Here is a 13,511-nt window from a genome sequence, read left to right as displayed (position 1 = left end):
CGGGGGCGGGGCTCAGCCCCGCCCCGCCCGGTCGCGGTGAGCGCGCGCCCGGGCCTCGCGGGCCGCCCGGACCCGGGCCGCTCCCGCGCGGGCCCAGCGGGGCGCCGCGCGGGACACGGCCAGGAGCAGCGCGCCCACCGCCACCGCGCCCATCAGGAGCAGCCAGTTGCGGGGATAGTCCAGCGGCAGGACCGTCGGCCGGGCCGCCCGCCGCGGCGCCAGCAGCACCGGCAGGGCCACCAGGGTCAATCCGCCGGCCACCACCAGCGCCCCCCGGACCAGCCGGGGCGCCGCGACGCGCACCACCACCACCAGCCCCACCAGCAGCACGAACGGCGCCGCCACCAGGTCGTGCAGCAGCACCGCCCCCGCCAGCCACAGGATCACGTCCATGACGCTGCCCGTGTCCACCACCAGTGAGGCCCCCAGCCCCATGGCGGCCACCCCCGCGGCCCCCAGCACCAGCCGCCCGCCCCCCACGCGCGCGACCGCCGCGCGCGCATCCTCGAACCACGCGGTCACCTGTGCGCGCCCGTTCACAGGACCTCCAGCCGCTCGACCCACTTCGTCTGCCAGACGCCGGGACGGTTCGGGGCGATGATGCGGGCCGGGAAGCCGTGGTCGGGGGACAGGACCTGGCCGTTCAGCCGCAGGGCCAGCAGGGTCAGCGGGTCCTCCGCGTAGCGCGCGCCCATTTCCATGACGCGGTACGCGCCCCGCCGTTCCAGCGACACCACCCGCACCCGCGAGCCGGGCGGGGCACCCGCCCGTACCAGCAGGTCACCGATCCGAACCCCGCTCCAGTGCGCGTTCTTGGACCAGCCCTCGACGCAGGCGATCGGCAGCTCCGAGGCCACCTGCGGCAGCGCCCGCAGCTCCGCCAGCGTCAGTTCGAACGGGCGCGGCCCCACGACCTTCAGCCGCCAGCTCTCCTCCGGCACGGACGCCATGCCCGCCTCCGACGCCGTGCGCGTCACCGGCAGCCCCTGCGAGCCGTGGTCCGGATGCCGGGGCGCCAGCAGGTCCAGTGCCTTCAGCGGGGTCAGCGACTGGCCGACCGTCGTCACCGTCACCGCCCCCACCGCCAGCCCGGTGCCCACCAGCAGCGACCGCCGGTTCGGGCCGTCCTCCGCCGGCAGCTCCAGCGTGCCCGCCGACCGTGCCCGCCAGTGGTCCCGGATGTCCGGCCACTTGACCGCCACGTGCAGCAGCAGCGCCCCCAGGAACACCCACGCCATCCCGAAGTGCACCGGCACGAACGAGAACGGCCACGGATACCACTCGGCCGTGTTGATCAGCCCGGTGAACAGCTGGAACAGCGACGCCCCGACCAGCACCGCCACCGACAGCCGCTCCAGCCCGTGCCGTACGGAACGGATCGCCGGCTTCACGAACAGCCTCGGGTACACCGTCCACAGCTTCGCGAACAGCAGCGGGATCGCCGCGATGCCGCTCGCCACATGCAGGCCCTGGCTGAGCCGGTAGCCCCAGGTGGGGCGGCTCGGCAGCACGTCCGCCAGCCAGTCCGGCGGGCGCTGCACGTAATGGCTGGTCAGTCCGGTCAGGAAGCACACCAGCACCGCCAGCCCCAGCCACCGTCCGATGGCCGTCGCGGTACGGGGATCGTGCAGACGCCCCCGGAAGCGCGGGCGCGGAAGGGAGGGCGGGCGGGGGAGGCGAGGGACTCGGGGTACTCGGCGGGCGCGCTGGGTCATGGCTCCATGAGAAACCCGCCGCACCCCCCGCGGACCGTAACGACCCCTTACGAAACGCGGACGTCCCCGCCGATGGCCGTCCCCGTGCCCGTACGGCTGGCAGGCTGGCGGCCGTGACGAAGTTCCGTACCGTCCTCGCCGCCCTTCTGCTCTCCGCGCTCGTCGCCGTCCTGGTCCTGACGGTCCGGTACGACGGGTACTACACCGATCCCGTCGGACTGTCGTGGTGGTACGGCGTGGCCTGGGCGCTGTTCGGCGCCGCCGTGTGGACCCTGCGCAAGGTGCCCGCACGGCAGGTGACGGCCCTCGTGCTGGCCGGAGCCGCCGCCGTCGCGGCGACCGGGCTGGTGGCACCGCCCCGCACCAGCACGGATGCCTACCGGTACGCCTGGGACGGCCGGGTCCAGGCCTCGGGCGTCGCCCCGTACGACCACGCCCCCGCCGACCCGGCCCTGGCGCACCTCCGCGACCCCTGGCTGTTCCCGGAAGGCGAGGCCGCCTGCGCCGGGCGTGCCAGGATCGCGCCCGCCGAGGACGGGACGGTCCGGTGCGCCCGCCTCAACAGGCCCACCGTGCACACCATTTACCCGCCCGTGGCGGAGGTGTACTTCCTGGGCGTCCACGCCGTGTCACCGGAGGGGGCGAGGCTGAAGCCGTTCCAGGCGGGCGGCGCGGTGCTGGCCCTCGGGGTGACGGGCGTGCTGGTGCTGATCCTCCGTCGCCGGGGGGCACCGGTGGCCCGGGCGGCGCTGTGGGCGTGGTGCCCGGCCGTGCCGGTCGAGGCCGTGAACAACGCCCATGTGGACGTGCTCGGGGTGCTGCTCGCCGTGGGCGGGCTGGGCCTGGTCGCGGTGCGGCGCCGGGCGGCCGGAGGCGCGCTGCTGGGCGCCGCCGTCGCCGCCAAGCTGATGCCCGCCGTCGTCCTGCCGGGCGCGCTGTCCGGGGTGCGGCGGGTGCGGGACGCCGCCGCGGTCCTCGGACCGGCCGCCGCCGTCACGGTGCTCGCCTATGTGCCGTACGTCCTGCTGTCCCGGGACTCCGTCTTCGGCTACCTGAGCGGTTACGTGGAGGAGGAGGGGTACGGCGACGCCGCCGCCCGTGACCGGTACGCGCTGCTGCGGGTCGTGCTGCCCGACGACTGGGCGCTGCCCGCGCTGCTCGTGCTGATGGCCGCGGTCTGCGCGTACGTGCTGTGGCGCGGGGACCCCGAGCGGCCCTGGTCCGGCGCGCTCCTCGTCACCGGCACCGCGTTCCTGCTGCTGACGCCCGGCTACTCCTGGTACGCCCTGCTGCTCGTCGCGCTGGTCGCGCTGGACGGGCGCTGGGAGTGGCTGGGCGTGGCGGTCGCGGGCGCGGCCCGCTATGTGACGGCCCAGGCCTTCGAGGAACGGGACGTGGTCGGCACGACGGTGTACGCGGCGGCGGCGGTCGCGGTGCTGGTGGGCTGGCTGGTGCGGCGGGGACGGGTGACCCGCTCGCCCTCGCAGCCCCACCCCCGCCCGCAGCCGGAGGGGCTGGAACCCAGCCCCTCCGGCGTCTGAGGACCGGCGCCGCTCCGGGGGACTCTCCCTCCGGGCGGAGCCGCAGGTTCGGACGGGGCGTGACCGGCGGCTACACCGTCTCACGCAGGACGAAGAACGCCCCACGCCCCACGCCCCCGCCCGGCAGCGTCCATTCCGCGGTGACCCGCCCGAGCGCGTCCGGGGCACCCGCGTCACCGTCCCGCAGCACCCGCACCGCCTCGGGTGCCCGTCCGGCCGGTTCGCCGTCGAGGTGCCGCTCGACGGTCCGGTCCGGGGTGTCGCTCACGCTCTGGGCCTGCGGCTCGGCCCGCCCCCGGAGCAGTTGCCGGACCTGGGCGACGAGCACGGGGTCGTGGACCCCGTCGTACACCCAGCGCTTTCCGAGCACGCCGTGCTCGCTCGTCCCGATCAGCGCGTCCTCCCCGGCCCCCTCCAGCGGCGCGCCCCGGTAGGTGAGAGGGAGGTGGTACGAGACGGGGCCGGGGCCCGAGGTGTCGGTGACGACCATGAACTCGATGCCCACCTCGCCCTCCGGGTCGTCCAGCCGGAAGCCGCCGGCCTGCTCCAGCACGGGTGCCGTCCCGCCGCCCAGGTACCAGGGCTGACGGGGGAGCCAGTCGCTGACCAGCTCCAGTTTCGTCGGGTTCATCGTGGTCTTGTGGATCACAGCCATGCCGGGAGAACTCCCCTGCCCCGCCGCCGTGTTCCCGCCGGGGCCGGGGCGGCCGGTGTTCCCGGCTTTTCCGATGGGTATCGGGGCACAAGGATCCCGTTAACCTGTGCCGGTGCCGCCGTCGTCGCCCCGACGCGATGTCTGACCCGATGCGATGCCCGATGCGATGCCCGATGTGATGCCCGATGTGAGAGCGAGTCCAGCGTTGGCCTGTGATCTGTGGCTGGTTCCCCTTGTCGACGTGCTGTGCCACAGCCCCGACAACCCCTTCGCCGACGAGATCGCCACCTATGACCGGGCGTTGACGGACGCCGGGCTTCCGGCTGTGCCCGTCTTCGCTTACATGCCGGGGCTGTCCGGTGACGTGGCGCCGGTCGCCGGGTTCGACTACGACGCCCTGCACTTCCTGCGCCGGGCCTATCTGCTGCAGCTCTGCGGGCTCGCCGTGACGCCGGTGGACGAACTGGGCGGGGACTACGAGCAGTTGCTGGAGATGTTCGAGGCGAACGCCCAGCAGTCGCACCTGGTCTGGCACTACGACCACGCGGGCGCGTACGTGCCGGTCGATTTCACGGCTCCGCTGTCCAACGAGGAACTGCTCGCGGGTGGCGGTCCGTTGGGCTCCGCGCAGGGGCTGCTGCGGGAGCTGGAGTACGTCGGGCCCGCCATCGGCATCGACCCGGCGAACCCGCCGGCCGCGCCGGAGCCGCCCCGGCACCCGACGGCCCTTGAGGAGCCCGCCGCCCCGATCCCGTACGACGACAGCCCCTTCGCCCGGGAGCGGCACGTCTGGCTCGGGCTGCACGCGGCGGCCACCCGGAGCCTGGGCCAGGGCTCGATGATCATCTTCAGCTGACCGGCTTGGGCGGAACGCGCCGCGCGGGGCTCGGCCGGGCCTCGGGTGCCGGGGCGGGGCTCAGCGCGGCTCCGGCGGCCTCTGCCGAGGCATGTTCGGCCGGGTCGCGGGCGGCAGCGGAAATCGGCCGTTCTGCTGCCGCTCCCCGCCCTGTTGCTCCTGCCGCGCCCCCGGGCCGTTGAAGAACTGGGTCATGAGCGGCGCCGGGCCGGAGCGGAACTCCACCATCCAGTCGGCCGTCTCCGCCCGGACCAGCTCCGTCACGTCCTCCGTGAACCGCCGCAGGATGCCCAGGCAGCGCTCCGCCGCCTCGCCCGCCGTGCCCTCGGTGGGGCCCAGCACCTCCCGCACGTTCTCCGACGCCCAGTCGAACTGGAGGGTCTGGAGCCGCCGGTGCACCGCCTGCGCGGTCGCCACGTCCCGCATCCAGCCGGAGGTCAGCCCGAAGTACCGGTCGCAGGCCAGGCACGCCGCCGCGAGCAGCAGCGACAGATAACCCCAGCCCGCCGCCCCCTCCAGGGCGCCCGTCAGGTCCAGCAGCGGCAGGGTGGCCCCCAGCACCGCGCCCAGCGCCGTACCGGCCCGCAGGACGCGGGCGCCGCGGCGCTTCCACACCCGGTCCGCCAGATACCAGTCGGCCGTGCGGAGGGCCCCCGTCTCCACCCATCGGTACAGCTCGTGCAGCCGCTCGGCCGGTTCGCCCCAGTCGCCTAGCGGGAACGGCCGTCCGGTCAGATCCTCCCCCCGGGCGGGCCCCCCGGGCTGCATCTCCGGCTGGCTCACCGGGGCACTCCTCTGCTCTGCGTGACACTGCGTGACGTGCGGTGATCTTTGAACGTTGTGCCGGGTTGGACGGGTGCGGTGTGCGGTGTCGCACCGGCGCTCGCGCAGGGCCCTTCCTACCTCCGAATGGCGGTCTGCGGGAGCGAAATCACGGGATTTCCGCCCGCAAGAGGGGTGTGATCAGGTAGAGGGCGCGCCAGTGATTCACTCCAAAGAGTGGATCGGCGTGCGTCGGGCACGCTGCCCCGGGACCACGTAGGCTCGGCGGTAAGTCCCCAAGGGACTGTGCAGAAGACATTGAGACGTGTCGTCGATCCCGTCAGGAGTGACCGTGATCCCCGGTGGTGGCCAGCCCAACATGCAGCAGCTTCTCCAGCAGGCCCAGAAGATGCAGCAGGACCTCGCCCGGGCGCAGGAGGAGCTGGCCCGTACCGAGGTGGACGGCCAGGCGGGCGGTGGGCTCGTGAAGGCCACCGTCACGGGCGCCGGTGAGCTGCGGGCCCTCGTGATCGACCCGAAGGCCGTCGACCCCGAGGACACGGAGACGCTCGCGGACCTCGTGGTGGCCGCCGTGCAGGCCGCTAACGAGAACGCGCAGCAGCTCCAGCAGCAGAAGCTCGGCCCGCTGGCCCAGGGGCTGGGCGGCGGCGGCATGCCGGGCCTGCCCTTCTGAGGATCGGCCTGCTGTTCCGAGGCTCGTTCGTTCGATGCCCCGAGGACTTCTGCGGTGCGGCCGCAGCTACTAACGTAAGCACCAAGACCGGATTCCCCGAGAGGCGTTCCGTTGTACGAAGGCGTGGTCCAGGACCTCATCGACGAGCTGGGCAGGCTGCCAGGCGTCGGTCCCAAGAGCGCGCAGCGGATCGCCTTCCACATCCTGCAGGCCGAGCCCGCCGACGTACGTCGGCTGGCGCACGCTCTGCTGGAGGTGAAGGAGAAGGTCCGGTTCTGCGCGGTGTGCGGCAACGTCGCCCAGGAGGAGCGGTGCGGCATCTGCCGCGACGCCCGCCGGGACGAGGCCGTCATCTGCGTGGTCGAGGAGCCGAAGGACGTCGTCGCGATCGAGCGGACCCGGGAGTTCCGGGGCCGTTACCACGTGCTCGGCGGCGCGATCAGCCCCATCGAGGGCGTCGGCCCCGACGATCTGCGGATCCGTGAGCTGCTGGCCCGCCTCGCGGACGGCACGGTCACCGAGCTGATCCTGGCGACCGACCCCAACCTGGAGGGGGAGGCCACCGCGACGTATCTGGCGCGGATGACCAAGCCCATGGGCCTGAAGGTCACGCGCCTCGCCAGCGGGCTGCCCGTTGGCGGCGACCTGGAATACGCCGACGAGGTCACACTCGGACGCGCGTTCGAAGGGAGACGACTCCTCGATGTCTGACGCCACACTCCACGCCCACTCGCTCGACCCGGACAGCTTCGCGGTCCAGGTCGCCGACTCCATCGAGTCCTTCATCGTGGCCGTCACGGAAGTGGCCAGAGGGGACGAGCCCGACAGTGCGGTGCCGTTCCTGCTGCTGGAGGTCTCCCAGCTGCTGCTCTCCGGCGGCAGGCTCGGCGCACACGAGGACATCGTCCCCGACGAGCGGTACGAGCCGGACACGGGCCCGGACCTCGACGTGGACGAGCTGCGCGAGCGGTTCGCCGTGCTGCTGGACCCGGTCGACGTCTTCTCGGAGGTCTTCGACCCGTACGAGCCCCGCAAGGCGCCTGTGCCGTGCCGGATCTCCGACAATCTGGCCGACATCGTGATGGATCTGCGGCACGGGCTGGCCCACTACCAGGCGGGGCGGACCGCCGAGGCCCTGTGGTGGTGGCAGTTCTCGTACTTCTCCAACTGGGGGCCGACCGCCTCCGCGACCCTGCGGGCCCTTCAGTCCCTGGTGTCGCATGTGCGGCTGGACCAGCCGCTCGCGGCGCTGGACGGGCTGGACACGGACGAGGACATCACGGACGAGGCCCTGGCGGAGGAGGCGGGGCGGGTGATGGCCGAGGAGATCGCGGGGCCGCTGGGGCTCGGCGGGCCCGGTGTGAGATAGCCGTCGGCCGCTCGACCCGGCCGTCGTGTGACGCCGCCCACGTTGTGCGTAGCGGTGGCGTTCCCGGGCAGGGGCGCGGTTGAGCGGCTGGGGCGACCAGGGGGCTCGGGCGACTGGGTGTCCCGATCCCGGAAGACCTGAAGCGATCACGGAGTGAGCGGGACATCTCACGATGTGACACTTCGGGGTCGTTTCCTGGCCGCTCGTTAAACTGAGCCGACCGCAAACGGACTGAGCGAGGAGCGCACGTGGGCCTTGTCGTGCAGAAGTACGGAGGCTCCTCCGTTGCCGATGCCGAGGGCATCAAGCGCGTCGCCAAGCGAATCGTCGAAGCCAAGAAGAACGGCCACCAGGTGGTCGTCGTGGTTTCCGCGATGGGCGACACGACGGACGAGCTGATCGATCTCGCCGGAGAGGTGTCACCGATGCCCTCCGGTCGCGAGTTCGACATGCTGCTGACCGCCGGAGAGCGGATCTCCATGGCCCTGCTGGCGATGGCGATCAAAAACCTGGGCCACGAGGCCCAGTCCTTCACCGGCAGCCAGGCAGGCGTCATCACCGACTCGGTCCACAACAAGGCGCGCATCATCGATGTCACGCCGGGCCGGATCCGCACGGCGCTGGACGAGGGCAACATCGCCATCGTCGCCGGATTCCAGGGCGTGTCCCAGGACAAGAAGGACATCACGACCCTCGGCCGGGGTGGCTCCGACACCACCGCCGTGGCCCTCGCCGCGGCGCTGGACGCCGAGGTCTGCGAGATCTACACGGACGTCGACGGGGTCTTCACCGCCGACCCGCGTGTGGTGAAGAAGGCGAAGAAGATCGACTGGATCTCCTTCGAGGACATGCTGGAGCTCGCCGCCTCCGGCTCCAAGGTGCTGCTGCACCGGTGCGTCGAGTACGCACGCCGTTACAACATCCCGATCCACGTCCGGTCCTCCTTCTCCGGGCTCCAGGGCACATGGGTCAGCAACGAACCGCGAGGGGGCTCCAAGGTGGAGCAGGCCATCATCTCCGGTGTCGCCCACGACACCTCCGAGGCGAAGATCACCGTCGTCGGCGTGCCCGACAAGCCGGGCGAGGCCGCCGCGATCTTCCGGACCATCGCGGACGCCGAGATCAACATCGACATGGTGGTGCAGAACGTGTCCGCCGCCACCACGGCGCTCACGGACATCTCCTTCACCCTTCCCAAGTCCGACGGCCGCAAGGCCATCGAGGCGCTGGAGAAGCAGAAGGCCGCCATCGGCTTCGACTCGCTCCGTTACGACGACCAGATCGGCAAGATCTCGCTGGTCGGCGCGGGGATGAAGACCAACCCGGGCGTCACCGCCACGTTCTTCGAGGCGCTGTCCGACGCCGGCGTGAACATCGAGTTGATCTCGACCTCCGAGATCCGCATCTCGGTCGTCACCCGCGCCGACGACGTCAACGAGGCCGTGCGCGCCGTCCACACCGCCTTCGGGCTGGACAGCGACTCGGCCGAGGCCGTCGTCTACGGCGGAACCGGCCGGTAGCCCCCCGCCTCCCCTGTACGGGCTGACGTGCTGAGCCGTAAGCCGGCGCTCGCGGTCGTGGGAGCGACCGGGGCCGCCGGCGCGGTGATGCTCCAGATCCTGTCGCAGCACGCCGACGTCTGGGGCGAGATCCGCCTGCTCTCCCTTCCGAACTCCCACCCCGGCACGGCCGGTCTCCCTCAAGCTCTCGGATCCGTTGGGGCCGGGGAGACCTCCGTGCTGGCCGTGCGCGGGGAGGAGACCGAGGTCCGGGTTCTGAGCGAGGACGCCCTGGCCGGGATCGACGTCGCCGTGTTCCTGGCGCCGGAGGAGGCCGCCGCGCACTGGGTGCCGGTCGCCGCGGCGCGGGGCGCGGTCGTCGTGGACGCCTCGGCCGCGTTCCGGGCGGACCCGGACGTGCCGCTCGTGGTGCCCGAGCTGAACCCGGACGCGGTGCGGGCCCCGTACCGGCCCCGCGGGATCGTGGCGAGCCCCGGGTGCACGACGCTCGCGCTGATCGTCGCGGTGGGTGCGCTGCACGCCGAGTTCGGGCTGACGGAGCTGGTCGTGTCCGCCTACCAGGCGGCGAGCGCCGCAGGTCAGGACGGGGTCGCCGCCTTGCGCGGGCAGCTCGCGGCGGTCGCCGGTACGGAACTGGGCGCGGCCCCCGGAGACGTACGACGGGCTCTCGGGGACGAGCGGAACGGGCCGTTCCCGGCGCCGCTCGCGCTGAACGTCGTGCCGTGGTGCGGCACGCTCCAGGAGGACGGCTGGTCCTCGGAGGAGCTGCGGATACGGGCCGAGACCCGGAAGGTGCTGGAGCTGCCGGGGCTGCCGGTGACGGCCACGTGTGTGCGGGTGCCGGTCGTCACGGGGCACTCCGTCGCGGTGCACGCGCGCTTCGAGCGCCCGGTCACCGTGGAGCGGGCGCACCAGGTGCTGGCCACCGCGCCGGGTGTGGTGCTGTTCGACGACCCCGGGGCGGGGGACTTCCCGACGCCGTCGGACGTCGTGGGCACGGACCCGACGTGGGTCGGGCGGGTGCGGCGGGCGCTGGACGACGAACGGGCGCTCACGTTCTTCGTGTGCGGGGACAACCTGCGCAAGGGCGCGGCGCTGAACACGGCGCAGATCGCGGAGCTGGTGGCGGCGGAGCTGAAGCGGGAATGGCAGGCGCGCTGCCATCCGCCCGGCTCCGGGCTCGTGCCGCCCGCGCGGGAACAGGGGAAGCACGACCGGGCCGGTGGGCCGGGGAGGGCCGCGTCACAGGGGCGGGCAGAGGAGTTGTCACCGTAGCTTTGTAGGATCTGTGAACGCCCTGTGTGAAAGTCTTCGGTTCGTATCGTGTGACCGCTTGAACAGGGGCGACGGCATGATCGACGATGCCGACGGGGCAAGGGGAAGAGCGGATACGCGATGAGGGCGAACGACGCACCGTCAAAAACCGGGGCGTGCGCGTACAACCCTGACGGGGGGCGACGTGTCCAACAGGTGTGGCAGAGGTACTCGACATCAGAACAGCGGGCCCGTTCAAGGGCGGGGCGGGCGTTCTCCCGCTCCTGCGGCCCCAGCGGAGTCCGCGTCCCGGCGGCATGCCGGTGATCGCTCCCGTGCCCGCCGCCAGACGCGGCCGTTCCCGCTCCCTCGTACCGTCGTCGCGTGACGGCGCGGACGAGACGATGACGTCCGGGACCACCGTCGACCACCTCACCGAGACCTACCGGGCGCACTACAGGTCGCTGCTCGGGCTCGCCGCGCTGCTCCTCGACGACACCGCGTCCTGTGAGGACGTCGTCCAGGAGGCGTTCATCCGCGTCCACTCCGCGCGCAAGCGGGTGCGGGACCCCGAGAAGACCCTCGCCTACCTGCGGCAGACCGTGGTCAACCTGTCCCGGTCGACGCTGCGCCGCCGCATCCTCGGGCTGAAGCTGCTGTCCAAGCCGATGCCGGACATGGCCAGTGCGGAGGAGGGCGCGTACGTCAGGCTGGAGCGCGAGGACCTCATCAAGGCGATGCGCGGGCTGCAGCGCCGCCAGCGCGAGGTGCTGGTGCTGCGGTACTTCGCGGACATGACCGAGGCGCAGGTCGCGGAGACCTTGGGGATATCGCTCGGCTCGGTGAAGGCGTACGGCTCCCGGGGCATGGCGGCTCTGCGTGTCGCCATGGGGGCGAAGTGACGAGCGGCGGCGAACGTGCGGATGGCTTCGAGCACGACGACCGGACTGGAAACGGCATGGTGAACAACGGGTACGGCGCCCCGGGCGAGGGCCCGCGCGACGGCTCCGGAGACCTGGGCGAGGGTGACCTGGGCGGAGGCCTCGGCGCCGACGAGCTGGAGCTGCGCAGGATGCTCCAGGGCACGGTCGGTGGCCTCCAGCCGTCCGACGGCGCGCTGGACCACCTGCGCCTGGCGGTGCCCCGACGGCGGGCCCGCAAGCGGCAGGCCCTGGTGGGCGCGGCAGCCGCGGTCGTCCTGCTCGGCACCGGTGTCCCGGCGGCCCTGCACGTCGCGGGCTCCGGCGGCGCGGCTGACGCGAGCGCGGCGAACGCCGGGCACGGTCGGCCCGTGCCGGGCGACACCGGCGGCAGCGGCGCCACGGCCGGCGAGGAGGTCACGGGCAACCCGTCCGGCGAGCTCGGTGGCGGCAGCGGCGGTACCGGCAGCGGCGGCGGCAAGGGCGGTACCAAGCACCCGGACAAGCCGCAGACACCGACCACCGGCGCCGCCGACGGCCAGGTCACCGAAGGGGTTTCCGACCCGACGGCTTCCGAGCCCGTGAACCTGCCCGCGTGCACGGCCGATCAGCTCGCCGCCACCGCCGGAGCCGTCGGCAAGCCGACCGCGAACGGCACGGTGTACGGCACGTTCCGTGTCGCCAACGTCTCCAGCGCCGACTGCGCGGTCGATACCCCGGTCACCCTCGGCTTCCGGGCGAACGGCGCCGCCGACAGCGCGCGGATCGGCATCGCCCCGCACGGAGCGGACGGCCCGGCGACCCAGCTTCCCGTCCCCTCGGCGGCCGTCGACAGCGTGGCGCTGAAGCCCTCTGCGGCCTACGAGGTGAAGTTCGCGTGGGTGCCGAAGGACACCTGCCCCGTCGACGGCGGCACCGACCCGGAGCCCAGCACCAGCCCCACGGAACCCGAGACCACCACGGGCGGCAGCGGCTCCACGGGTGAGGAGACCGGCGGCACCGCAACGGGCGCGGACGCGGACACGGCGACAGGCACCGAGCCCCAGCTCGTCATCGCAGACACGCCCACCGAGGCGGCAGGCAGCGTCACGGTCACCCACACCCCGGTTCCGGGCGCCCCCACCGCCGAGGCCACCGTTCCCGAGGCCTGCGCGGGCACGGTCTACCACACGGGCATCCTGCCCGTGGAGTAACCACCCACCGGCCGAGCCCCGAAGCGGGCCACGGGCCGCACCCAGGCCCGCCCGCTGCCCTGCCCGGGGCGGCGGGCTCCTGGCGGGCCTCCCGGTTCCCCCGGTTTCCGGGCGAGGTCCGGGCCGCCGGGCCGCAGCCGGGTCCGGTTCGGTTCAGGGTTCCCCGGCCCGGGGCGGTCCCTCTCAGGGGAGTTGGCCGGCCCGGGGGCTGCCTCACCCCGCGGCTCACGCGTCGGCTGCGGGGGGCGGACCACCCAGGGCCTGGCCGGACCGTCAGGCTCCCGTCTCAGAGAGGCCCAGCGCCTGGTCCCGCGCCGCCTCCGCCTCCCGGCGGAACAGGCGGAACCACATGAAGAGGACGAACCCGGCGAAGACGAACCACTCGCCCGTGTAGCCGAGGTTCTGGAACGCCTTCAGGTCCAGGCCCGTACCCGCCGGGGCGGATGCCGGGACCGGGGTCAGGCCGGTGGGGGAGTCCGTGAGGGTCACCCACGCGTCGTACACGTCGTCCGGCACCAGGTTCACCAGCGACGCCGCGCTGATGATCCCGACCTGGCCCTCGGGCAGCCCGCCCGTCCTGTGCACGCCCTTGCCGGAGGGGGACTCCGACGCCTGGAGCGCACCCGTGACGGTGACCTCGCCGGCCGGCGGGGCCGGGGCGGCGGCGCCGTCGGGGAGCCAGCCCCGGACCACCGGAAGGGCCTTGCCGTCCGCCGTGCGCAGCAGCGTCAGCACATAGGCACCGGTCTCGCCGTCCAGTTCCCGGCCCGGGACCAGGAACTGCTCGCCGTACGTCCCGGTGGCCCGCGCCTGGCGGCCCGAGGTCTCCTTGTCGACCGGGAGCAGCTCGGCCAGAGGTGCCGCCTGCTCCCGGGCCGCTGCCTCGGGTCGCTGCTCCGCCGCCTGGTGTGCGTCCACGCGGTCCTCGAACCTGCCGAGCTGCCACGTCCCCATGTACAGACAGAACGGGATCGCCAGCAGGACGAAGACGTTGATCCCCCACCAGCGGGGTGTCGTCAGGAAGCGGTACAC

At 73.0% G+C, this 13,511-nt stretch carries 14 protein-coding genes; 9 read left to right on the top strand and 5 right to left on the bottom strand.

The window, feature by feature from the left end:
- Nucleotides 1–12: 12 nt before the first annotated feature.
- Both I3F58_RS09570 and I3F58_RS09565 read right to left on the bottom strand, forming a co-directional pair.
- A complete protein-coding gene (locus I3F58_RS09570) occupies nucleotides 13–540 on the bottom strand; it encodes a hypothetical protein (protein ID WP_240107857.1) in 528 nt (175 codons plus the stop codon).
- Nucleotides 537–1,715, bottom strand: a complete 1,179-nt coding sequence (locus tag I3F58_RS09565) for a molybdopterin-dependent oxidoreductase (protein WP_240107856.1) — start codon at nucleotides 1,713–1,715, stop codon at nucleotides 537–539. The genes I3F58_RS09570 and I3F58_RS09565 overlap by 4 nt, the downstream gene beginning before the upstream one ends.
- 113 nt (nucleotides 1,716–1,828) lie before the next feature.
- Between I3F58_RS09565 and I3F58_RS09560 the strand changes: the two genes are divergently transcribed.
- Nucleotides 1,829–3,256: a glycosyltransferase 87 family protein gene (locus I3F58_RS09560; RefSeq protein WP_240107855.1), complete on the top strand. Its 1,428-nt coding sequence runs from the start codon at nucleotides 1,829–1,831 to the stop codon at nucleotides 3,254–3,256.
- 70 nt (nucleotides 3,257–3,326) lie between these two features.
- Here I3F58_RS09560 and I3F58_RS09555 read toward each other — a convergent pair whose 3' ends face one another.
- The gene (locus tag I3F58_RS09555; RefSeq protein WP_240107854.1) at nucleotides 3,327–3,911 is read right to left on the bottom strand and encodes a 1,4-alpha-glucan branching protein; all 585 of its coding nucleotides are present in this window, start codon (nucleotides 3,909–3,911) and stop codon (nucleotides 3,327–3,329) included.
- Nucleotides 3,912–4,116: 205 nt separating this feature from the next.
- On the opposite strand from I3F58_RS09555, the gene I3F58_RS09550 reads away from it, so the two are divergent.
- Nucleotides 4,117–4,767 (top strand): hypothetical protein, encoded by a 651-nt coding sequence (locus I3F58_RS09550; protein WP_240107853.1) that lies wholly within the window; start codon nucleotides 4,117–4,119, stop codon nucleotides 4,765–4,767.
- Nucleotides 4,768–4,827: 60 nt separating this feature from the next.
- Here the strand turns inward: I3F58_RS09550 and I3F58_RS09545 are convergent, their stop codons facing one another.
- Nucleotides 4,828–5,550, bottom strand: coding sequence for an SLATT domain-containing protein (locus I3F58_RS09545; RefSeq protein ID WP_374207931.1), 723 nt, complete (start codon nucleotides 5,548–5,550; stop codon nucleotides 4,828–4,830).
- Between the two features lie 331 nt (nucleotides 5,551–5,881).
- Between I3F58_RS09545 and I3F58_RS09540 the strand changes: the two genes are divergently transcribed.
- The 7 genes from I3F58_RS09540 to I3F58_RS09510 all read left to right on the top strand — a co-directional run bounded on the left by I3F58_RS09540 (nucleotide 5,882) and on the right by I3F58_RS09510 (nucleotide 12,479).
- Nucleotides 5,882–6,223: a YbaB/EbfC family nucleoid-associated protein gene (locus I3F58_RS09540; RefSeq protein ID WP_240107852.1), complete on the top strand. Its 342-nt coding sequence runs from the start codon at nucleotides 5,882–5,884 to the stop codon at nucleotides 6,221–6,223.
- Nucleotides 6,224–6,334: 111 nt separating this feature from the next.
- Complete coding sequence (gene recR, locus I3F58_RS09535) at nucleotides 6,335–6,934, top strand: recombination mediator RecR (RefSeq protein WP_240107851.1); 600 nt, start codon at nucleotides 6,335–6,337, stop codon at nucleotides 6,932–6,934.
- On the top strand, nucleotides 6,927–7,592 hold the full coding sequence (locus I3F58_RS09530) for a DUF5063 domain-containing protein (protein WP_240107850.1): 666 nt from the start codon (nucleotides 6,927–6,929) through the stop codon (nucleotides 7,590–7,592). The genes recR and I3F58_RS09530 overlap by 8 nt, the downstream gene beginning before the upstream one ends.
- Nucleotides 7,593–7,840: 248 nt before the next feature.
- Complete coding sequence (locus I3F58_RS09525) at nucleotides 7,841–9,112, top strand: aspartate kinase (RefSeq protein WP_240107849.1); 1,272 nt, start codon at nucleotides 7,841–7,843, stop codon at nucleotides 9,110–9,112.
- A 30-nt stretch (nucleotides 9,113–9,142) separates the two neighbouring features.
- On the top strand, nucleotides 9,143–10,387 hold the full coding sequence (locus I3F58_RS09520) for an aspartate-semialdehyde dehydrogenase (RefSeq protein ID WP_240107916.1): 1,245 nt from the start codon (nucleotides 9,143–9,145) through the stop codon (nucleotides 10,385–10,387).
- Between the two features lie 197 nt (nucleotides 10,388–10,584).
- Nucleotides 10,585–11,268 carry a SigE family RNA polymerase sigma factor gene (locus I3F58_RS09515; RefSeq protein WP_240107848.1) on the top strand — a complete coding sequence of 228 codons (684 nt, stop codon included), beginning with the start codon at nucleotides 10,585–10,587 and terminating at the stop codon, nucleotides 11,266–11,268.
- Between the two features lie 56 nt (nucleotides 11,269–11,324).
- Nucleotides 11,325–12,479 (top strand): hypothetical protein, encoded by a 1,155-nt coding sequence (locus I3F58_RS09510; RefSeq protein WP_240107847.1) that lies wholly within the window; start codon nucleotides 11,325–11,327, stop codon nucleotides 12,477–12,479.
- 273 nt (nucleotides 12,480–12,752) lie between these two features.
- On the opposite strand, the gene I3F58_RS09505 is transcribed toward I3F58_RS09510, so the two are convergent.
- Entirely contained in the window at nucleotides 12,753–13,511 is a 759-nt protein-coding gene (locus tag I3F58_RS09505; RefSeq protein WP_240107846.1) for an SURF1 family protein, read from the bottom strand.

The sequence above is a fragment of the Streptomyces sp. MUM 203J genome, from assembly GCF_022414595.1.
GTDB lineage: Bacteria > Actinomycetota > Actinomycetes > Streptomycetales > Streptomycetaceae > Streptomyces.
This window is presented reverse-complemented; position numbering and strand designations above follow the sequence as displayed.